Origin of the sequence: Actinopolymorpha pittospori, assembly GCF_014873875.1 — a bacterium.
GTDB classification, from domain to species: Bacteria; Actinomycetota; Actinomycetes; order Propionibacteriales; family Actinopolymorphaceae; genus Actinopolymorpha; species Actinopolymorpha pittospori.
The window spans coordinates 3,398,416-3,418,609 of the sequence record NZ_JADBEM010000001.1; the positions used below are offsets into that span (position 1 = coordinate 3,398,416).

Here is a 20,194-nt window from a genome sequence, read left to right on the forward strand (position 1 = left end):
CCTATGTCCACAAGATCAGGTTCTGAAGGTTCCGGTGCCGCTCTGTCCGGAGTCGTCCCGCCGCTGGTGACCCCGCTGACGCCCGACTGCGACGTCGACGTGCCGTCCCTGGCCAGGCTGATCGACCATCTGCTCGGTGCCGGAGTCGCAGGTGTCTTCGTACTCGGCACCTCGGGGGAGGGCACGTTCCTCACCGACGACCAGCGCAGGCGGGTGCTCGACACGACGGTCGCCCATGTGGCGGGTGCGGTTCCGGTGCTGTCCGGGATCATCGACGCGTCCACCTACCGGGCGCGGGCTCTCCTCGACCAGGCACTCCAGGCCGGTGTCGACGCCGTGGTGGCGTGCGCGCCCTTCTACGCCGGCACCCATCCCGCCGAGATCGAACGCCACTTCCGATACCTGTCGGAGCGGGCCGGAGACACCCCGCTCTACGCGTACGACATCCCGGTGCGGGTGAACGGCACCAAGCTGACCAGCGACTCCCTCGTCCGGCTCGGCCAGGAGGGCGTGCTCGCCGGGGTCAAGGACTCCAGCGGGAGCGACGCCAGTCTGCGCCGGGTGCTGCTGGACCGCGCGGACGCGGGAGTCCCCGGCTTCGCGGTGATGACCGGCTCGGAGATCAGCGTGGACGTCGCGTTGGCGCTCGGCGTGGACGGGGTGGTTCCCGGGCTCGGCAACGTCGATCCGGCCGGCTACGTCCGCATCTTCGAGGCCATGACGAAGGGCGACCTGGAGACCGCGCGCGCGGAGCAGAACCGGTTGTTCCGGCTCTTCGACATCGTCAAGGTGGCGGACCGGGGCCGGATGGGACCGAGCTCGGCGGCGCTCGGCGCCTTCAAGGCCGGCCTCTACCTGCGTGGTGTGATCAGCTGCCCGGTCACGATGTTCCCCTCGATCCCGCTCAGCGACGACGAGATCGAGGGCGTCCGCGCACATTTGGTGACCGCCGGTCTGCTGTAGCCGCCCCGGTACGCTCGGGGCGGGCACCGACCACCACGCACCGATCACCCGGACTGGGCCCGGTCGGGTACGGCCTGGAAGGAGTCAAGGTGACGGCTGAGCAGGGCACCCGATCGCGTACCGCCGCGGCCAACCAGACGTTCATCCGTGATCAGGTGAAGGCCTACATCCTCGAGCACAACCTGAAGGCGGGCGACCCACTTCCCAACGAGCCCACGCTGATGGCACAACTCGGCGTGGGCAGGCATCCCCTGCGTGAGGCGATGAAGGCGCTGCAGGCCGTCGGCATCATCGAGATCAGGCACGGGTACGGCACCTACGTCGGCGAGGTCACGCTCCAGTCGCTGGAGGACGGGCTGTCCTTTCGGATGTCGCAGTCGATGGGCGGCGACCTGCGCGACATCCGCAACGTCCTGGAGGTGCGCCGGGCTCTCGAGGTCGGGCTGGCCGACGAGGTCGTCGCCTGGTTCACCGAGCGTGGGTCGGAGCGGCTCGACGAGATCGTGGCGCGGATGGAGGCCAAGGCCGCACGGGGCGAGTACTTCCCCGAGGAGGACTGGGCGTTCCACCTGGCGCTGTACGAACCGCTGGGCAACTCCCTGGTCATCGACCTGCTCAGTGTCTTCTGGCGGACGTTCGCGGAGGTGGACGCCCGGCTGCCCGGCGCCCGTTACTCCGCGAACGACGCCGCGGGTTGGCACCGCGATCTGCTCGAAGCACTTCGCAGCGGAGACCCGAGCGACTACGCGAAGTCGATGAAGGACCACTTCGTCGGGATCCAGACCCGCTTCGACGACTGAGATCCTTCGCGGCCCAACGCGTCGAGGTGAGGGGAGTGGCCATGACGTCCAACCAGCCGGGTGCCCGGCGAGACGAGGCGGACCAGGCGGCCGGTGAGCACCGGATCACCCACGCCGACCTGTTCGACGCCGAGGTGCGCCCGCACAACGAGCGCTTCCGCGCCGCCACCGCTGTCGGCCCGCGCGACAGGGTGCTCGACATCGGTTGTGGCGCGGGCGAGTCCACGCGGGACGCGGCGCGGGTCGCCGTCGCCGGACATGTGGTCGGCCTGGACCTGTCGGCCGCGATCCTCGAGCACGCCCGTCGGGTCAGCGACAACGAGGGCTTGCGCACCCTCACCTTCGTCCAGGGGAACGCCCAGACCCACGCCTTCCCGGCGGAGCACTTCGACCTGTGCATCAGCAGGTTCGGCGCGATGTTCTTCGCCGACCCGGTCGCCGCGTTCACCAATGTGCGGGAGGCGTTGCGCCCCGGAGCGCGACTGGTGTTGCTGGTCTGGCAGGACCACGGCCGCAACGAGTGGTCCTGGGCGATCCGGGCGGCCCTCGACGTGGACGCGGCGGCTCGCGCGACGTCCCCAGCCGGTACGGGACCGTTCTCACTGGCCGACCCCGACGTCGCGGAACGGATCCTCACGGCGGCGGGCTTCACCGATGTCGTCTTCACCGACGTGCACGAGCCCGTCTTCTACGGTCCCGACGTCGCCACGGCGTACGACCTCGTGCTCGGTCTGCGACACGTCCGCGAGATCCTCGCCGGCCTTGGTCCGGCGCTCGCCGAACAAGCGCTTGGGCGGCTGCGCGCCACGCTCGCCGCGCACGAGACCGACCGCGGTGTGCACTTCGACTCCCGCGCCTGGATCATCACCGCCCGTCGCCCCTGACGCCCGCGTCCCTCACCACGCGCCACCCGGGTTGCGGATCGCTGAAGCCGGGGACGATCAGCGCGGTCGCGGCGATTCCGACCGCGGCGGTGAGCAACGCGACCCGCAGGCCGCTCGTCGTCGCGGCCAGGTTCGTCCCGGCCATTCCCTGGGTTCCGAAGTTGGCGACGGCGACCAGGACCGCGAGACCGACGGCGCCACCGATCTGCTGGGCGGTGGAGGTCATGCCGGCGGCGATGCCGCGGTCGCGTGAGGCGATTCTGCTGGTCGCGGCACCGAACATCAGCGTGTACGCGGCCCCCTGGCCCACTCCCATCAGCAGCAGGCCCAGGATCAGGGCGGTGTAGGGGGTGCCGGTCCCGAGCGTCCTGCCGATGAGAACGACGCCGATCCCACCGACGAGAAGACTGCTGACCATGGCGGTGCGCGTTCCACGGCTGCTCGCCAGCCGGGAAGCGATGTGCGGACCGGCGACGCTGCCGGCCATCGGGACGAGGAAGGCCAGCCCGGTTCGCAGTGCGCCGTATCGGTGCACCGTCTGGAAGTAGGTGGTGAGGAAGTACAGCGGAGTGCCGAAGGTGCCCATGTAGAGGAAGGTGACCAGGACGCCGGTGCGCAGGTCGCGACCGCCGAGCAACCGCAGCGGATGCGACGATCTGTTGCCGCGGCGTTGGATCCGGACGAACGCCCACAGCAGAACCAGACCAACCGCCGCGGCGCCGAGGACCACCGGAGTGAGCCAGCCCGACTCGGCTCCCTGCACCAGGGAGAACACCACCAGCGTGATGCCGGCCGTGGCGGTCAGCATGCCCGAGACATCGAAACGGGCGCGAGCGGCTCGCGTCGGAGGAGTCGCGACGGGTGTGATCAGCAGGAGCGCCAGCACCACGGCGACCGCTGCCAAGGGCACGTTGACATAGAAGACCGCGGGCCAGCCGAACGTCTGGGTCAGCACGCCGCCGAGGAGCAGCCCGAGGATCAGTCCGGCCCCTCCGGCGGTGCCCCAGACCGCGAAGGCCCGGTTGCGCTCGCGGCCCGGTGCGAAGCCGGAACTGAGGAGTGTCAGGGTGGCCGGAAACAGCAGCGCCGCGCCGAGTCCCTGCACGACCCGAGCGGCCAGGAGTGGCCCGGCCGCGGTGGCGAGGCCGCCGAGCAGCGACGACACGGCGTGCAGCACCAGCCCGAGGACGAACATCCGGCGTGGCCCGAACAGATCGCAGGCCCGCCCACCCAGCAACAGGAAACCGCCGAACGCGACCGCGTAGGCACTGAGCACCCAGTGCGATGTCGGCAGTGAGGAACCCAGGCCGGCGCCGATCTGTGGCACCGCCATGTACACGATGTTGTAGTCGACGGAGATGATCAGTTGAGCGACCGCCAGGAGCGCCGTGGTCAGTCCCGGTCGGCGGAAGCGCACGTCCGTCGACCGGGCGAGGACGACCTTGCCGGTGGTGCCGCGCGCTTCGACTGGAAGGCCTCGGCCTGGCGGTGGATGCGTACGGCTTGCATGGGGTGCCCCTTCGCTGCCCTGCGGGTTCTGGGCGCGCCGGTCGGAGTGGGTCGGGCACTCCCGACCGAAACGTAACGGAACGTTTCCGTCGGCCCATCGTGGTCATCCCAAGGCGTCTCTGTCAATACGTAACGTTTCGTTTTATCGCCTGCTAGAGTGCGACTATGACTCCAACCTCCACAGGTCGTACGGCCCGATCCAGGGAGACGATCCTGCGAGCCGCACTGGACCTGTGTGCGGAGCAGTCGTACGGCTCGGTGACCATGGAGGCGATCGCGGCCCGCGCGCGCGTCGGCAAACCGACGCTTTACCGGTGGTGGCCCTCCAAGGGCGTGCTCTACCTCGACGTCGTGCTGGCCGAGGTGAGCGAGCGGTTCCTCGTCCTGCCGGACACCGGAGACATCGCGGCCGACCTGCGCACCTGGATCCGCGGCTTCCTGGACCTGTTCGCCGAGCCTCGCCTGCGAGCGCTCTGCGTCGGCGTGGTCGGCACGGCCCAGCACGATCCAGAGCTCAAGGCGATGGTCCGGAAGGCCATCCACGACCCCATCCGGGCGCGCAACCAGTCTCGGATCGCCGCCGCCCAGGCGGCCGGTCAGCTACCCGCCATGGAACCCGACGTCATCGAGGACATGCTGATCTCGCCGCTGTGGTACCGCCTGCTGATCAGCGAGGCACCACTCACCCCGGAGTACGCCGACGCCGTGGTCGCCGCGGTGGTCGGAGTCTCCGACCCCGGTGTCCGCGAGACCTCCTGAACGCCGGACCTGCCCTGGTATGCCCAGGGATGACAAGGCTGCCTTGACTGTTCTCGCCGACCCACGCCCGCCGTCGCCGAGCGGTCGCCGACTCCCGCCGACTCGGACGGGTCCCCGTCATGCCGTTGAGCAGTTCGCGGCGGCGGTCACGGAGTTACGATCAAAGCGAAGCTCGGCAAACTTCGAATGCCACAGCCTCACTTCCGTTTGGGAGGTGTTCAGTGCTTATCATCGGCATCATCTGTTTGGTCCTGGGATTCGTGTTAGGTATCTCGATCCTCTGGACGATCGGGATCATCATTCTCGTGATCGGCGCCATCCTCTGGATCCTCGGCGCCGTCGGCCGCCCCGTCGGCGGACGACGACACTGGTTCTGAGTTTCGGCGGCGCTGAGCGCCCACCGGTACGGGACGAGGGACCTCGACCGCCCGGCATGTCCGGGCCGCACGTACTGCTGTCGTGTGTCACCGGGTCGTTGGGATGATGAACCGATGCGAGTGGTGGTGCTCTCCGACACACACGCTCCGCGTCGCTGGCGATCGTGCCCCGAGCGAGTGGCCGAGCAGCTGCGGACGGCGGACCTGATCCTGCACGCCGGAGACGTGTGCACGCCCTCGGTGTTGGACGAACTGGCCGCCTATGCACCCGTCCAGGCCGTACGCGGAAACAACGACGGTCCGGACGTGGCCGAGTGGGGCGCACCGGAGGTACTCGAGGTGACGCTGGAGGGCGTGCGGGTCGCGATGCTGCACGACAGCGGCCCGGCGGGCGGGCGCCTGGCTCGGATGGGACGCCGGTTTCCCGAAGCCGACCTCGTGGTCTTCGGCCACTCCCACATCCCGTTGATGCAGGCCGGCGAGGGTCTGCTCATCTTCAACCCCGGCTCACCCACCGACCGGCGGCGGCAGCCGAAGGGGACGATCGGCCTCCTTCGGCTCGACGCGGGGCGGATCGTCGACGCCGAGATCGTGCCTGTCACCTAGGCCGACTCCTGGGTCGTGCCCTGGGTCGTGTCCTGGGTCGTGTCCTAGTCGTCGGTGGTGGACTCGCGGACGACGAGCTGCGGCGGCACCAGCTCCACTCCGTGGTGTGGCGCTCCGGCGATCGCGTCCAGCAGGAGTTCGGCGGCTCGCCGGCCCAGGTCCTCCAGCCGTGGGTCGAGGGTGGTGAGTGGCGGGCGACTGGCGAGCGACATGACGTCCCAGTCGTCGTAGCCGGTCACCGCGACCTGACCGGGCACGCTGACCCCCCGTTCCCGCAGCCGGTCCGTCACCCCTCGCGCCACCTGGTCACTGCCGCACACGATGGCGTCAGGGCCAGCCTGCCCGGAGTGCTGGGTGGTGCGCAGCAGCGCGTCCGTGGCCTGTCGACCCCAGCGTTCGGTCCACTCGCCGAACAGCGGCTCGCGAACGGTGTCCAGGCCGGCCTCCCGCAACGCCTGTTGTGCGGCCTCCACCCGGACCCGGGCGCTGAGCCGGTCGGCCCGTCCGGTGACGATGGCGACGCGGGTCCGGCCGAGCGCGAGAAGATGCGCCACCGCCAGCCGGGCACCGGCCGCGTCGTCGGGCACCACGGACGCGTCCGCCGCGGCCCGAGACGGCGCGAACGCGTAGACCACCGGAACAGGAACCTCGATCGGACGGCGCGGCTCGGTGTTGCGGCCGGTGACGATGATGCCGTCGACGCGCCGACCGAGGAGCGCTCGGACGTGGTGCTGCTCGCGGACGGGATCGCCGCGGCTGGTCGCGAGGAGTGCCGACATCTGCCCGGCGGCGAGAGCGTTCTCGGCGCCGAGCATGACCGGGATGCTGAACCGCCCCGCGGAGTCGGAGCTGAGCAGGCCGACGCTGTAGGAACGCCGGGACGCGAGCGAGCGGGCGCTGCCGTCGGGGACGAAGCCGAGGCGTTCGGCCGCCTCCCGCACGCGTTCCCGGGTGCTCGCCCGCAGCGCGCCCGTGTTGTTGAGCGCCTTGGAGACCGTGCCGGGGGAGACACCGGCGAGGGCAGCCACATCCACGATGCGGACGGGGCGTGAGGTCGAGGCCACGGTCGTGTCTTTCTGTTTCCGTTCGGGCTCCTCCGATGAGGGGGAGAGTGTAGCGACGGCGGCCCGCCGGGCGCTGGACATCAGGCCGCTCCGATGCCCTGGCCGAGGGTCGCGAGTCGCGGCGACGTCCCGAGGCGACGGCGTCCGGGCCCGGTGGAGTCCATGGCTTCCTGGCCCGAAATCACTGTGTGCACAGGAAGAAAGGGCTCCTGTCGGAGGTGGGTGGAACGACCTGACCGCATCCGGCCGCGGTCGAGGTGACCGCGCGGCGTACGAGCGGCAACCAGCGGCGGACGGTCCCCCAGGTGTCCTTGACGCCCCTTCGAAGGGAGGTCTAGCGTGTGGGAAATCGTATTCCTGAATTTCTCGCGAAACTCTCTCGGAGGAGATGGATGAGCACCAAGCCATCGGCCGGCACCGTGTGTGGACCGGCCTCGCCGACGGCCGGGGCACAGACCCGTCTGCACCCGTTGCCGCTCGGCCAGGTCCGGATCACCTCCGGTCTGTGGCACGAACGCGGTGAGGCCAACCGGCTCGCCTCGATCCCCCGTGGCCTCGACCGGCTGCACGAGGCGGGAAACCTCCGCAACCTCGACATCGCCGGGGGACTCGCGCAGGGCGAGGCGGAAGGGCGGATCTTCGCCGACTCCGACGTCTACAAGTGGCTCGAGGCCGCGGCCTGGGAGTACGCACGTACCGGCGACGAGCAGCTGCTCGCGAACCAGCTGTCGGTGACCGAGGTGGTCGGCCGGGCCCAGGCGGAGGACGGCTACATCGACTCCGTCGTCCAGATCCGGGAGAACAAGGAGCGCTACCGCGACCTGCCGCACAGCCACGAGCACTACGTCGCCGGACACCTCATCCAGGCGGCCGTGGCGCAGGTGCGTGCCACCGGGCGGCGCGACCTGCTGGAGGTGGCGATCCGCCTCGCGGACCACCTCGCGGCGACCTTCGGACCGCAGGCGCGGGACGACGTCGACGGCCACCCGGTGGTCGAGATGGCCCTGGTCGAGCTCTACCGCGAGACCGGCACCCGGGAGTACCTCGACCTCGCGGAGTACTTCGTCTCCGCGCGTGGTCGCGGACTGATGGCCTCCTACGGCCGGGAGCCCACCTACTTCTCCGACCGCGTTCCCGTCCGCGAGGCGACGACCGTCGAGGGCCACGCCGTCCGCGCCGTCTACCTCGCCGCGGGCGCCGCCGACGTGGCCGCCGAGACCGGTGACGCGGAACTGCTCGCAGCGCTGGCCACGCAGTACGACTCGATGGAGCGCGGCAAGCAGTACATCACCGGCGGGCTCGGGTCCCGCTGGGAGGGCGAGTCGTTCGGCGACCCGTTCGAGCTCCCCACCGACCGTGGCTACGCCGAGACCTGCGCCGCCATCGGCGGTGTCCAGTGGGCCTGGCGCATGTTGCTCGCGACCGGTGACGCACGCTACGCCGACCAGATCGAGCGGATGCTGTTCAACGGCTTCCTCGCGGGCGTTTCGCTGTCGGGGACGGAGTACTTCTACGTCAACCCGTTGCAGCTGCGCGGCGACGCTCACCCCGAGCACGAGCGCAGCGCGGCCAACGGCCGGCGCGGCTGGTTCGACTGCGCGTGCTGCCCGCCCAACATCATGCGCATGCTCTCCAGTCTGGGAGCACACGTCGCGACGACGACCGATGCCGGCGTGCAGATTCACCAGTACGCAAACGGCACCATCGCGGCGGGCGACCTCCAGCTCGACGTCGAGACCGCCTACCCATGGGACGGTCGCGTTCGGGTCACCGTCCGACAGGCGCCCACCACACCGGTGGAGCTCGCCTTCCGCGTGCCCGCGTGGGCGGCGGGTGCGACGTTGGACGGCGCGGCGGTGGCCGCCGGCGACTACGCCCGCGTGTCCCGCACCTACCGCGACGGGGACGAAATCGTCCTGGACCTGCCCATGGCCCCGCGTCTCACCCGGGCCGACGAGCGCGTCGACGCCGTGCGCGGCTGCGTCACGATCGAGCGCGGGCCGCTCGTCTACGCGCTGGAGCAGTGCGACCAGGCTGAAGGGGCGCCGGTCGACGACCTGCGGATCCTGCCCGGGGCGCCGTTCGAGGTCGAGCACCGTCCCGACCTGCTGAGCGGCGTGAGCGTCGTACGCACCACCGGACGGGTCGCCTCGCCCCCGCCCGCTGCGCGCAGCCCCTACTCGACCACGCCCGCCGACGCGCGGGAGGAGCAGGCCGGTCGCGAGGTGAGCCTGGTCGCGATTCCCTACTACGCCTGGGCCAACCGTGGCCCGCAGCCGATGCGGGTCTGGATCCCGACGGCCTGACACCTCTGTCGACACCTGACGCCGCTGCCAACACCTGACGCCACTGCCAACACCTGACATCTCTGCCAACACCTGACACTTCTGGAGACATCTGGAACCACCAAGAGCAAGGGGTGCCGACCGACGCGCGGACGAGGAGGAGCGGTGGAGTTCTCACGCAGGACCTTGTTGACACTCGCGGGCGCCGGTACGGCATCCGCCCTGCTCACGAGCTGTGCCCACCGGCTCGCCGAGGTCGACGTCACCGTCGCCGGCTTCGGGGAGGGCGCGAAGGGAACGATCAACGTCTGGTGCCGGTCGGAGACGCAGACCGGCATCCAGACGATGGTCGACGCCTTCCACGCTGCACAGGACCGCATCCGGGTACGGCTCACACCGGTGCTCGGCGGCCAGTACGTCACCAAGCTCGCGACCGCGATCCGCGGCGGCCGGGTGCCGGACCTGGTCGACATCGACGACATCAACTCCGCGCTCTTCATCTACCGCGACGCGTTCACCGACCTCACCGACGCCATCCGGCGACTGCCCGGGGCCGACCGGCTCAGCCCCGGGCACCTCGCCCTCGCCACCCGGAACAAGCGCTACTACGGTGTGCCGTTCCTCGCGGACAACTCCGTGATGTGGTGCAACGGCGACCTGTTCGAGCGGGCCGGAGTCGACGTGGACGAGGCGACCGGATCCTTCGAGGGATACCTCGAGGCGGCCCGCGCGATCACCCGACTCGGCCGCGGCTTCTACGGCTGGTCCCTGCCCGGTAACGCCTCCGGGTCACTCGGCTTCCGGGTACAGCCGCACATCTGGGCGGCGAAGACCGACCTGATCGCCGGCCAGATCGGCGGGCAGCGCGGCAACGTGGCCGGTAACGCGGCGCTGAGGCGAACCCTGGAGTTCCTGCGCACACTGTGGACCGAGAAGCTCGTACCACCAGGTGCCTACTCCGACGACAACTCCCGAGGTGCGGCCGACTTCCTGGGCGGCCGGGTCGGTATGAGGTCGGACTCCTACGGGTCGATCGTTCCCGACACCAAGCCCGACTTCCTGAAGCGGGTCGAGGTGCGCCTGCTCGCCGGACCCGAGGGTGGGCGGAGCTTCTTCGACGGCGGCGACAACTTCTCCATCCCCAACGGCGCCGCGAACCCTTCCGCCGCGTGGGAGTTCGTGCGCTTCTGCATCGACGTCAAGCGGCAGTCGACACTGCCGAGCGGTGGCTACACCCCGATCCGCTCCGATGCCGCGACACCGGAGTTCCGGAAACGCTACCCACTCGCCGTGTCCCCGCTGGAGAACCTCGACGCGGGATACGCGCCACTGTCGCTGTCCTACAACCGCATCTACAACCAAAGTGACGGACCGTGGCTGGAGATGATCCGCCGGGCGGTCTTCGAAGGAGAGGTGGAAGCCGCGATGGAGGACGCGCAGCAGCGCTACGACCTGATCCTGCGGCAGGCGGACGCATGAGCACCCTCACCAACCGCGTCGCCGCCCCCGCCCGCACCCGTCGGCAGGGTTCGCTGACACATCCGTCCCGAGTCGGCCTGGCCCTCGTCGCTCCGGCGGCACTCTTCGTCACCGTCTTCGTCTTCGTCCCGCTCGTCGTCGCGATCTACATCTCGCTGACGAACTTCCCGCTGATCGGGCCGTACCACTTCATCGGCCTGGAAAACTACCGGCTCGCGCTCACCGACCCGGTGTTCGGTCGGTCGATCCTCTACACACTCCTCTACACCGCGATCGTCACCGGTCCCATCCTGGTGCTCGGCTACGCACTCGCGGTGATGGTGCGGTCCAACCGGCGTGGTTCGACGTTGCTGCGTACGTTCTTCTTCCTGCCGCACGTCGTCGGGCTCACGACCCTCAGCTTCCTCATGCTGCTCGAGGCGCAACCCAACAGCGGCGCTGTCAACATCGTCCTGCGTGCCCTCGGCGTCACCGACGGAACGACAGCCTGGCTCGTCAACGGCCCGTTGGCGACGGCCCTCATCTGCGTCCTGGTCGTCTGGGGCGTCTCGGGCCTCACGATGGTGCTGCTCATGTCCGGGATGCAGGGCATCCCGCGGGAGATCTACGAGTCGGCCGAGATGGACGGTGCCACCTGGTGGCAGACCGAGCGCCGCATCACGATCCCGATGCTGCGTCGTACGATCACGCTGAGTCTGATCATCTCCGTGATCGGGTCGTTCCTCGCCTTCACGCAGTTCTACATCCTCACCCAGGGCGGGCCCGGTTCGGACACGACGACGGTCGTCATGGCGATCTACCGCCGGGCGTTCGTGGACCTGCAGCTTGGTGCCGCGACCGCCATGTCGCTCATCCTGGTGGTCATCACCGCAGTGGTGACCGCCGTACAGTTCTGGCTGCTCCGCGAGAAGGACTGAGGCCCATGGCCGCAACCACCACCACGGCACGAACGGTCCGACGCGGCACCCGCGCGCCCGCCACCCCGGGCTCGTCCGGGCCCGAGCGCGACACACACGTCAAGCGCGTGTTGTACGTTGTCGGGGGAGCCGGTGCGCTCCTCGTCTTCGCCGTGCCGCTCGTCTTCGCGCTGGTGCGTTCGGTCCAGCCGGGTGACGTCATCGTCTCCGCACCCCACGCGTCCACCTTCTTCCACTGGACGTGGGAGAACTTCTCCGGGCTCGGCGCCCAGGGACCGCTGCGCCGCTCGATCATCAACAGCCTGGTGGTGTCGCTGTCGACCGCCGCGCTCACCACGGTGCTCGCGACGCTTGCCGGCTACGGCTTCGCGAAGTTTCGCTTCCACGGCCGCGGCCTGCTCTTCGGCCTCATCCTGCTGACCATGATGGTGCCGTTCCAGGCGATCCTCACGCCGTTGTACCTCCAGCTCAACACCATGGGCCTGACCGACTCCCTGCTCGGCCTCGTCCTCTTCTACACGACGGTGAATCTGCCGTTCGGCGTCTTCGTCATGCGCAACGCGTTCGCGGCGGTCCCGACCGAACTCGAGGACTCCGCCCACGTGGACGGGTGCGGCACGCTGCGGTTGCTGGTCTCGGTGCTACGCCCGTTGATCGTTCCGGGGGCGGCGACCGCGGCGCTGTACGCCTTCCTCGCGTCCTGGACGGAGTTCCTCGGTGCGCTGACCTTCCTGACCGACCAGGATCTCTACACGTTGCCGATCAGCCTGGTGAACCTGCAGGAGGGCACCTACGGCGAGGTCAACTTCGGGTTGCTCGCCGCGGGCGCCGTGGTCGCGATGATCCCGTGTGTGGTGCTGTACGTCGCACTGCAACGCTTCTACGTCGCGGGTCTCGCTTCGGGCTCCGTCAAGGGCTGAGTGCGAGTGAGTTCCATGACCCAGTTGCTGACCCAGGTCCTTTCTCCGTCGACGGAGAACGACTGCTCCCACCGCGCGGAGTGTGCGGTGATGTCGGACCAGACGAAGCGCACCCGGACCGGCGTCCCGGCGTGGGTGTCGTCGCCGTAGAAGTCGCCTCGTCCGTCGGTGAAGCGGCCGACGACCGGAGGGAAGAGCGTGCCGGTGCGCCTGCTTGCCCAGTACAGCGACCACTCCTGTCTCGCGGGGTCGAACAGCCGCAGGGTGAGCCCGCTGAACCCCTTCGTGGGGAAGTCGATCTCGTCGAAGCTGGCGCCGCCCGCGAAGTGTCGGGACGCGTGGCTGCGCGCCGGGAACTCCTCCCATTCGCTGGTCTCGTCCAGGAAGTCGGTCCGCCACCGGTTGGCGACGTCCCAGGTGCCGGTGAAGAAGTCGAAGTCGTTCATGGGCGGTCTCCCGTCGTGCCGTCGGGCAGGGTGTCGGCGATGTATGCGTCGAGGTCGGGTCCGTCCGGGCGGTCCGGGTCGCTGCCCTCGGGTGCGAGCAGGTGACGCACCCACGCGTCACGTTCGTGCAGGATCGGCGGCAGCTCCCACACGCAACCGATGAGTGATCCGCGCAGCCGGACGAAGTGCGTGGGGTCCGTGTCCGGGCAGCCCAGCACCGGCTGGCCCGCCGCGGCCCCCTCGAAGTGCAGGGCGTTGTCCCACATCCAGCTGTAGGCGTTGAGGTAGGCGCCGGTGTCGCCGCCCTTGTGCAGGATGACGAAGGTCGCCGGCGGTGTGCCGTCCGGCTCGGGCAGGAGTTCGGGCAGGATCGCGTACGCCTCGCGCACGATCTCGGGCGCGATACCGGCCGGGTCGGCGGTGACGTGGTAGCGCTTGACGCGGCGGCCGGCCACCTCGATCGGCGGCGGCACCCGCAACAGTTTCTCCGCGAAGGGCATGACTGGACGCTAGGGCCCTTCCACTGTCATCTTGTGTCAGTGAAGTCCAGCCGACTGCTGTCGATCCTGCTGCTCCTCCAGACCAGGGGGCGGATGACCGCCGCGCAGCTCGCCGCCGAGCTGGAGGTGTCGGTCCGGACCATCTACCGCGACGTCGACGCGCTGCACGTCGCGGGGGTGCCGCTGTACGGCGACGCCGGGCACGCGGGCGGGTACCAACTGCTGGCTGGATACCGCACCCGCCTCACCGGCCTGAGTTCCGGCGAGGCGGAGGCGCTGTTCCTCTCCGGCATCCCCGGACCCGCTGCGGAGCTCGGCCTCGGTGAGGCCCTCGCGGCCGCCCAGCTCAAGGTGCGGGCCGCGCTCCCGCCCGATCTCCGGACCCAGGCGGACCGGATGCGGTCCCGCTTCCACCTCGACGCCCCTGGGTGGTACGCGCCGGACGACGACATCCGCCAGCTGCCGCGAGTCGCCGACGCGGTGTGGCACAGCAGGGTGCTCGACGTCCGCTACCGCCGCTGGAAGGAGCCGACCGAGGTCCACCGGCGCCTGGAGCCGTACGGGCTGGTGCTGAAGGCGGGTCGCTGGTACGTCGTCGCTGGACCTGGGCCTCGGACCTACCGGGTGGACCAGATCCTCGACCTCGCCGTACTGCCGGAGGAGTTCGAACCGCCGCCGGACTTCGATCTGGCGGACTACTGGCGGCGTTACCAGGCGGACTTCCACGCTCGCCTGCACCAGGGTGAGGCGCTGGTCCGGGTCGCGCCACGAGCGGCGGCTGGACTCTCCGGCGCGGCCGGCCGGGCGCTCGCCGACAACGGAACCACCGAGCCGGACGGCTGGATCCGGGCGAAGCTTCCGATCGAGTCTCTCGACCAGGCGCACGGGGTGTTCCTCGCCTTGGGTGCAGACATCGAAATCCTCGAGCCCGCGGAGCTGCGGGCCCGGCTCGCCGAAACGGTCCGCGCGTTGGCGTTCCGTTACGCCGGCGCCTGACCCGGCTCACGAACGGTCCTCCCGCGCATGATCACGGGGGCGAGCGGGGTCCCAGTAGTGAGCGGGGATCTCAGTAGGGTGAGAAGTCCGGCCGGTCGGAGAAGGAGCGGGCGGCGTTGATGGCGTCCAGCCCGAGCGCCACCGTCGCCCAGGTGAACAGGCCGGCGACCACGACGGCGAGGATCGCCAGCACGATGGTGCCGCGCGAGCGCCCCCGTTTCAGCAGCGCCCAGCCCCCGAGGACGACGGCCGCGGCCGGAGGTAGCAGGCAGTAGACCAACATGTGTTCCCGGTGGCCGATCTGCTCCCGCCAGTAGGAGCGGCCGTAGTCGTTCGGGTCGAAGTCGAACCCGACCACGGCCATCACGAGCACGGAGAAGAACGAGAAGAGCGCCCAGGCGAGCCCCCACCACGCGAGCCGACGTCCCGGTCGCCGCGTCGGAGTCGAGCCGGTGCGCACCGTCGTGGAGTCGGCCACTGCTTCGTACTTCCCCACTCTTCCCGTCGCTGGTCCGATCGCGCGGCTGGGTCGTACTCGTTCGCGCACCGAGACCACTCGGATCGTCTCATCTCACCCGCGCCGAATCGACACATGGGTGAACAATCCGTCGGCCCTGCTCCGATGACGGTCCGAGAACGTCTGGTGACCACTCGGGTGGTGGAGTGCGGGCGGGGGCCGTTCGGCACGCACCGACCCCGGTCGTGTGACCCGTGCCTGACCCAAGCTTGCGTACGACTCTGGGCGTGTGGGCCCTGGGCAGGGTGCAACGGACTGAGGGGTACGCCAATGACCGAGCACGCCGTGACCGATCCGGACGTTATGGACGCGCGGGCCATCAACACGATCCGGGGTATTTGCATGGACGCGGTCCAGAAGGCGGAGTCCGGTCACCCGGGCACGCCCATGGGAATCGCTCCGGTGGCCTACACGCTGTGGCAGAAGTTCCTGAGATTCGACCCCGCTGATCCGATCTGGCCGAATCGCGACCGCTTCGTCCTCTCCGAGGGCCACGCGTCGGCACTGCTGTGGTCGTTGCTGCACCTGACCGGTGTGCGCGCGGTGGACCCGGACTACGAGGTGCTCGGCCGTCCCGCGGTCACCATGGACGACCTCAAGACGTTCCGCCAACTCGACTCGCACTGTCCGGGCCACCCGGAGTACCGGTGGACGAGTGGTGTCGAGGCGACGACCGGTCCGCTCGGGCAGGGCGTCGCGATGTCCGTCGGCATGGCGATGTCGGGCCAGTGGCTCGCGACCCGCTACAACCGGGAGGGCTTCCCGCTCTTCGACTTCGACGTGTACGCGCTGGCCGGCGACGGCTGCATGATGGAGGGCGTCTCCAACGAGGCCGCCTCGGTCGCGGGCCACCAGAAGCTGTCCAACCTGTGCTGGATCTACGACTCCAACCGGGTGACCATCGAGGGCCACACCGACATCACGTTCACCGAGGACGTGGCTGCCCGCTTCCTGGCCTACGGCTGGAACGTCACCACCGTCGCCGACGCCAACAACCTCGGCATGGTGGCGCGGGCCCTGCACTCGTTCCGGACCGAGCACACCCGCCCGACGCTGATCCTGGTGCACAGCCACATCGGCTACGGCTCACCGATGGAGGACACACCCAAGGTGCACGGCTCACCGCTCGGCGAGCAGGCCGTGCGGGCGACCAAGCGGGTGTTCGGACTGCCCGAGAACCTCGACTTCTACGTCCCCGACGGGATCTACGAGTGGTTCGAACGTGGTGTCGGCACGCGGGGCGCGGCCGCGCGGGCGGCGTGGGAGGCGAGCTTCAAGGAGTACGCCAACACCTTCCCGGCTCTCGCCGACGAGATCGAGCGGATGCAGACGCGGGAGCTGCCGATCGGCTGGGACGCTGACCTGTCGCCGTTCCCCGCCGACCCGAAGGGCGTGGCGAGTCGGGCGTCGTCGGGCCAGGTGCTCAACGACATCGCCCGGAACGTGCCCTGGCTGGTCGGAGGTTCGGCCGACCTCACTCCGTCCACCGACACCTGGCTGAAGGTCGACGGCGGCACCGGGTTCGAGCCTGCGGATCGGGCGGCGCGCAACTTCCACCACGGCGTTCGCGAGCACGCGGCGGCCGCCATGTCCAACGGCATGGCGCTGACGAAACTGCGCCCGTTCTGGTCCGGCTTCCTCATCTTCTCCGACTACGCGCGCGGCGCGATCCGGCTGTCGGCGTTGATGGAGGTGCCGGTCATCCACATCTTCACCCACGACTCCATTGGGGTCGGGGAGGACGGGCCGACCCACCAGCCGGTCGAGCAGCTCGCGTCCCTGCGGGCGATGCCCGGGCTCATGGTGTTCCGGCCGGCGGACGCGAACGAGGTGGTCGAGTGCTGGCGGGTGGTCGCCGGTCTGCGCCGTGAGCCGGCGGTGATGGTGCTGTCCCGGCAGGCGCTGCCGACGTTCGACCGGTCCGTCGTCCACAGCGCGGACGGCGCCGCGAGAGGTGCGTACGTCCTCGCCGACCCGCCCGGGGGCGGTGATCCGGACGTGCTGCTGCTGTCCACCGGCTCGGAGGTGGCGCTCGCGATGAACGCACGGGACGAGCTCGCCGCCGAGGGCATCGGCGCCCGGGTCGTGAGCATGCCCTGCTGGGAGCTGTTCGACCGGCAGCCGGCGGAGTACCGCGACGAGGTGCTCCCACCGTCGGTGACCGCCCGGGTCGGGATCGAGCAGGCGTCCTCCTTCGGCTGGGACCGCTACGTCGGTCCTGCGGGCGCCATCATCGCGATGCACACGTTCGGCGCTTCCGCGCCGCTGAAGCAGCTGCTCAGCAAGTTCGGCTTCACCCCGGACAGGGTGACCGAGGTGGCGCGCGACCTGGTGCGGGAACAACATGGGGAGGGAACGTCGTGACAGCGACCCAGACGCTACATGAACGCGGGCAGAGCCTGTGGCTGGACAACATCACCCGGGGGATGCTCGACCGGGGAGTGGTCCAGCGTTACATCGACACCTATGCCATCACCGGGCTCACCTCCAACCCGTCGATCTTCGACAAGGCGATCGAGTCCGGCGACTACGACGAGGCCATCGCGGCCGCGGCCCCGAAGTTCGCCTCGGACGAGGACCTGTTCTTCGCCCTCGCGATCGAGGACCTGCAGCGGGCGGCCGACGAGTTCCTGCCCGTCCACGAACGTACCGACGGTGTTGACGGCTGGGTGTCGCTGGAGGTCTCGCCGTTGCTGGCGTACGACACGGCCGCGACCATCGCGGCGGCGAAGTCGCTGCACGAGCGGGCCGCCCGGGCGAACCTGCTGATCAAGATTCCCGGCACCAGGGAGGGCCTGCCCGCGATCACCGAGGTGGTGGCGTCCGGCATCCCCGTCAACGTCACCTTGCTCTTCTCCGCCGACCACTACGCTGCCGCGGCGCGGGCCTATCTGGACGGCGTACAGCAGCGGGTCGAGCGGGGTCTCGACCCGGCGGTCGGCTCGGTCGCGTCGGTGTTCATGTCGCGGTGGGACGCGGCGGTCGCGGACCAGGTGTCGGCGCAGCTGAAGGACCAGCTCGGACTCGCGGTGGGCCTGGACACCTACCGCGCGTACCGGAGCTTCATGGACAGCGACGACATGCAGCGGCTGGAGAACGCCGGCGCCCGGGTGCAGCGGCTGTTGTGGGCGAGCACCCGCACCAAGGACCCGGCCGCCTCCGACACGTTGTACGTGCACGGGCTCGCCGCGCCGTTCACCATCAACACGATGCCGGACGCCACCCTCGAGGCCTTCCACGACCACGGCCGGGTGGGGGAGATGATGCCCGCCGACGGGGACGAGTGCGACCTGATGCTCCGGCGCTTCGCCGATGCCGGTGTCGACGTCGGCGCCCTCGCGGCACGTCTGCAGGAGGAGGGCGCGAAGTCGTTCGTCAGCGCCTGGAAGGACCTGCTGGGCCGGATCGCCGCCCAGCGTGCCTCGCTCACCTGAACCACCGACCCACAGGGAGTCAACGATGGCCACCGACCGACCGATGCAACTGGGCATGATCGGCCTTGGGCGGATGGGTGCCAACCTCGTCCGCCGGCTGATGCGCGACGGCCACCAGTGCGTGGTGTACGACGTCAACGAGAAGGCCGTGCAGGAACTCGCCGGCGAAGGTGCACGGGGAACGACCACGCTCGAGGACTTCGTCTCGGCGCTGGACCGGCCCCGGTCGATCTGGCTGATGCTGCCGGTCGGCGTGGTGCAACCCACCCTCGACCAGCTCGTCGGCCTGCTCGACCCGGACGACGCCGTGATCGACGGCGGGAACTCCTACTACCGCGACGACATCACCCGCGCGAAGCAACTCGCGGACCGGCAGCTGCACTACGTCGACTGCGGAACCTCCGGCGGTGTGTGGGGTCTGGAGCGGGGCTACTGTCTGATGATCGGTGGCGACAGCCGTGCGGTGTCGCGCCTGGACCCGATCTTCGCCACCGTCGCACCGGGCGAGGGTGACGCCGCCCCCACGCCGAGCCGGACCCGGAACGGAACTGCGCCCGACGGGTACCTGCACTGCGGCCCGAACGGCGCCGGTCACTTCGTCAAGATGGTCCACAACGGTGTGGAGTACGGCATGATGGCCTCGCTCGCCGAGGGCCTGTCCATCCTGCGGCACGCCAACACGGGCAAGAAGGACCGTCCGATCGACGCGGAGACGGCTCCGGTGCGCGACCCGGAGGCCTACCAGTACGACATCGACGTCGCCGACGTCGCCGAGGTCTGGCGACGTGGTTCGGTGATCGGGTCCTGGCTCGTCGACCTGTTGGCCGACGCCCTCGCCCGTTCCCCCAACCTCGAAGGGTTCAAGGGACGCGTCTCCGACTCCGGCGAGGGTCGCTGGACGGTGATCGCGGCGATCGAGGAGAGCGTTCCCGCGGCCGCCATCACCGCCGCCCTGAACGAACGCTTCGAGTCTCGTGGCCTCGGCCACTTCGCTGACGCGGCGATGTCCGCGATGCGTAGCGAGTTCGGCGGCCACGCGGAGAAGAAGGGTTGAGGCGCCATGCACCACGACCTCGAGGTGCTGGAGACGCCCGCCGACGTCGCGACGGCGGCGGCGGACGACGTCCTGCGACGGAGCGAGGCGGCGGTCGCCGACCACGGCCGCTTCACCTTCGCGGTGAGCGGCGGCCACACCCCGTGGGCGATGTTCGCCGAACTCGCCCGCCGCGACATGGCGTGGGACCGGGTGGTGATCTACCAGGTCGACGAGCGCGTCGCGCCGGCCGGTGACCCCGACCGCAACCTCACGCACCTGCGCGAGAGCCTCGGCTCGGCGCCGGCCGAGGTGGTGCCGATGCCGGTGAACGACACCGGTCCCGGTGGCCTCGAGGCGGCGGCGGACAGGTACGCGGCCACGCTGCCGGAGCGCTTCGACCTCGTCCACCTCGGCCTCGGACCGGACGGGCACACGGCCTCGCTCGTACCGAACGATCCGGTGCTCAAGGCGACCGACCACCTGGTCGCGATCACCGGCCCCTACCAGGGCCACCAGCGGATGACGCTCACCTATCCCGCCCTGGCGCGAGCCGCACGAGTGCTCTGGCTCGTCACCGGGGCGGACAAGCAGGAACCACTGGCGAAGCTCCTGGCCGGTGACGAGTCCATCCCGGCCGGGCTGGTGCGGGCGCAGGCATCCCTCGTCCTGGCCGACCGGCAGGCGGCCGGCCGATGAACCGAG

Annotated in this window: 20 protein-coding genes; 15 read left to right on the top strand and 5 right to left on the bottom strand. The window is 69.8% G+C overall.

What is annotated here, in order from left to right; genetic code table 11:
- Positions 1–3: 3 nt before the first annotated feature.
- The 3 genes from HEB94_RS16160 (at position 4) to HEB94_RS16170 (ending at position 2,647) form a co-directional block, all read left to right on the top strand.
- Positions 4–963 (top strand): dihydrodipicolinate synthase family protein, encoded by a 960-nt coding sequence (locus HEB94_RS16160; protein ID WP_192750658.1) that lies wholly within the window; start codon positions 4–6, stop codon positions 961–963.
- A gap of 89 nt (positions 964–1,052) precedes the next feature.
- Entirely contained in the window at positions 1,053–1,763 is a 711-nt protein-coding gene (locus HEB94_RS16165) for an FCD domain-containing protein (RefSeq protein ID WP_192750659.1), read from the top strand.
- Positions 1,764–1,804: 41 nt separating this feature from the next.
- Positions 1,805–2,647: a class I SAM-dependent methyltransferase gene (locus HEB94_RS16170; protein WP_192750660.1), complete on the top strand. Its 843-nt coding sequence runs from the start codon at positions 1,805–1,807 to the stop codon at positions 2,645–2,647.
- Here the strand turns inward: HEB94_RS16170 and HEB94_RS16175 are convergent.
- Positions 2,628–4,064 (bottom strand): MFS transporter, encoded by a 1,437-nt coding sequence (locus HEB94_RS16175; RefSeq protein ID WP_192750661.1) that lies wholly within the window; start codon positions 4,062–4,064, stop codon positions 2,628–2,630. The genes HEB94_RS16170 and HEB94_RS16175 overlap by 20 nt on opposite strands.
- Before the next feature lie 257 nt (positions 4,065–4,321).
- On the opposite strand from HEB94_RS16175, the gene HEB94_RS16180 reads away from it, so the two are divergent.
- The 3 genes from HEB94_RS16180 (at position 4,322) to HEB94_RS16190 (ending at position 5,898) form a co-directional block, all read left to right on the top strand.
- Positions 4,322–4,915: a TetR/AcrR family transcriptional regulator gene (locus HEB94_RS16180; RefSeq protein ID WP_192750662.1), complete on the top strand. Its 594-nt coding sequence runs from the start codon at positions 4,322–4,324 to the stop codon at positions 4,913–4,915.
- Positions 4,916–5,136: 221 nt separating this feature from the next.
- Positions 5,137–5,292 (top strand): DUF6131 family protein, encoded by a 156-nt coding sequence (locus HEB94_RS16185; protein ID WP_192750663.1) that lies wholly within the window; start codon positions 5,137–5,139, stop codon positions 5,290–5,292.
- A gap of 114 nt (positions 5,293–5,406) precedes the next feature.
- Entirely contained in the window at positions 5,407–5,898 is a 492-nt protein-coding gene (locus HEB94_RS16190) for a metallophosphoesterase family protein (RefSeq protein ID WP_192750664.1), read from the top strand.
- Between the two features lie 44 nt (positions 5,899–5,942).
- On the opposite strand, the gene HEB94_RS16195 is transcribed toward HEB94_RS16190, so the two are convergent.
- A complete protein-coding gene (locus tag HEB94_RS16195; RefSeq protein ID WP_337917722.1) occupies positions 5,943–6,962 on the bottom strand; it encodes a LacI family DNA-binding transcriptional regulator in 1,020 nt (339 codons plus the stop codon).
- Positions 6,963–7,354: 392 nt separating this feature from the next.
- On the opposite strand from HEB94_RS16195, the gene HEB94_RS16200 reads away from it, so the two are divergent.
- From HEB94_RS16200 to HEB94_RS16215, 4 genes are all read left to right on the top strand, one after another.
- Positions 7,355–9,268 carry a glycoside hydrolase family 127 protein gene (locus HEB94_RS16200; protein WP_192750666.1) on the top strand — a complete coding sequence of 638 codons (1,914 nt, stop codon included), beginning with the start codon at positions 7,355–7,357 and terminating at the stop codon, positions 9,266–9,268.
- Between the two features lie 144 nt (positions 9,269–9,412).
- The gene (locus HEB94_RS16205) at positions 9,413–10,726 is read left to right on the top strand and encodes an extracellular solute-binding protein (RefSeq protein WP_192750667.1); all 1,314 of its coding nucleotides are present in this window, start codon (positions 9,413–9,415) and stop codon (positions 10,724–10,726) included.
- A complete protein-coding gene (locus HEB94_RS16210; RefSeq protein ID WP_192750668.1) occupies positions 10,723–11,643 on the top strand; it encodes a carbohydrate ABC transporter permease in 921 nt (306 codons plus the stop codon). The genes HEB94_RS16205 and HEB94_RS16210 overlap by 4 nt, the downstream gene beginning before the upstream one ends.
- 5 nt (positions 11,644–11,648) lie before the next feature.
- Positions 11,649–12,563, top strand: coding sequence for a carbohydrate ABC transporter permease (locus HEB94_RS16215; protein ID WP_192750669.1), 915 nt, complete (start codon positions 11,649–11,651; stop codon positions 12,561–12,563).
- On the opposite strand, the gene HEB94_RS16220 is transcribed toward HEB94_RS16215, so the two are convergent.
- Positions 12,524–13,009 (bottom strand): hypothetical protein, encoded by a 486-nt coding sequence (locus HEB94_RS16220; protein WP_192750670.1) that lies wholly within the window; start codon positions 13,007–13,009, stop codon positions 12,524–12,526. The genes HEB94_RS16215 and HEB94_RS16220 overlap by 40 nt on opposite strands.
- On the bottom strand, positions 13,006–13,509 hold the full coding sequence (locus HEB94_RS16225; RefSeq protein WP_192750671.1) for a hypothetical protein: 504 nt from the start codon (positions 13,507–13,509) through the stop codon (positions 13,006–13,008). Before HEB94_RS16225 ends, HEB94_RS16220 begins: the two co-directional genes overlap by 4 nt.
- A gap of 39 nt (positions 13,510–13,548) precedes the next feature.
- Between HEB94_RS16225 and HEB94_RS16230 the strand changes: the two genes are divergently transcribed.
- A complete protein-coding gene (locus tag HEB94_RS16230) occupies positions 13,549–14,505 on the top strand; it encodes a WYL domain-containing protein (protein ID WP_192750672.1) in 957 nt (318 codons plus the stop codon).
- Positions 14,506–14,575: 70 nt separating this feature from the next.
- Here the strand turns inward: HEB94_RS16230 and HEB94_RS16235 are convergent, their stop codons facing one another.
- Complete coding sequence (locus tag HEB94_RS16235; RefSeq protein ID WP_192750673.1) at positions 14,576–14,983, bottom strand: hypothetical protein; 408 nt, start codon at positions 14,981–14,983, stop codon at positions 14,576–14,578.
- 309 nt (positions 14,984–15,292) lie between these two features.
- Here HEB94_RS16235 and tkt point away from each other — a divergent pair, with 309 nt between their 5' ends.
- Genes tkt through pgl form a run of 4 tightly spaced genes read left to right on the top strand, consistent with a single transcriptional unit; the run spans position 15,293 to position 20,188 of the window.
- Positions 15,293–17,386 carry a transketolase gene (gene tkt, locus HEB94_RS16240; RefSeq protein WP_192750674.1) on the top strand — a complete coding sequence of 698 codons (2,094 nt, stop codon included), beginning with the start codon at positions 15,293–15,295 and terminating at the stop codon, positions 17,384–17,386.
- The gene (gene tal, locus HEB94_RS16245; protein WP_192750675.1) at positions 17,383–18,456 is read left to right on the top strand and encodes a transaldolase; all 1,074 of its coding nucleotides are present in this window, start codon (positions 17,383–17,385) and stop codon (positions 18,454–18,456) included. Before tkt ends, tal begins: the two co-directional genes overlap by 4 nt.
- Positions 18,457–18,481: 25 nt before the next feature.
- Entirely contained in the window at positions 18,482–19,510 is a 1,029-nt protein-coding gene (gnd, locus tag HEB94_RS16250; RefSeq protein WP_238361541.1) for a phosphogluconate dehydrogenase (NAD(+)-dependent, decarboxylating), read from the top strand.
- 6 nt (positions 19,511–19,516) lie between these two features.
- Entirely contained in the window at positions 19,517–20,188 is a 672-nt protein-coding gene (pgl, locus tag HEB94_RS16255) for a 6-phosphogluconolactonase (protein WP_192750676.1), read from the top strand.
- The last annotated feature ends 6 nt before the right edge of the window (positions 20,189–20,194 follow it).

Coding starts and splice junctions, on each gene's coding strand:
- HEB94_RS16210 (WP_192750668.1), top strand. CDS start 10,723: ATGAGCACCCTCACCAACCGCGTCGCCGCCCCCGCCCGCACCCGTCGG.
- HEB94_RS16200 (WP_192750666.1), top strand. CDS start 7,355: ATGAGCACCAAGCCATCGGCCGGCACCGTGTGTGGACCGGCCTCGCCG.
- HEB94_RS16220 (WP_192750670.1), bottom strand. CDS start 13,009: ATGAACGACTTCGACTTCTTCACCGGCACCTGGGACGTCGCCAACCGG.
- HEB94_RS16190 (WP_192750664.1), top strand. CDS start 5,407: ATGCGAGTGGTGGTGCTCTCCGACACACACGCTCCGCGTCGCTGGCGA.
- HEB94_RS16170 (WP_192750660.1), top strand. CDS start 1,805: ATGACGTCCAACCAGCCGGGTGCCCGGCGAGACGAGGCGGACCAGGCG.
- tkt (WP_192750674.1), top strand. CDS start 15,293: ATGACCGAGCACGCCGTGACCGATCCGGACGTTATGGACGCGCGGGCC.
- HEB94_RS16160 (WP_192750658.1), top strand. CDS start 4: ATGTCCACAAGATCAGGTTCTGAAGGTTCCGGTGCCGCTCTGTCCGGA.
- HEB94_RS16180 (WP_192750662.1), top strand. CDS start 4,322: ATGACTCCAACCTCCACAGGTCGTACGGCCCGATCCAGGGAGACGATC.
- HEB94_RS16215 (WP_192750669.1), top strand. CDS start 11,649: ATGGCCGCAACCACCACCACGGCACGAACGGTCCGACGCGGCACCCGC.
- HEB94_RS16225 (WP_192750671.1), bottom strand. CDS start 13,509: ATGCCCTTCGCGGAGAAACTGTTGCGGGTGCCGCCGCCGATCGAGGTG.
- pgl (WP_192750676.1), top strand. CDS start 19,517: ATGCACCACGACCTCGAGGTGCTGGAGACGCCCGCCGACGTCGCGACG.
- gnd (WP_238361541.1), top strand. CDS start 18,482: ATGGCCACCGACCGACCGATGCAACTGGGCATGATCGGCCTTGGGCGG.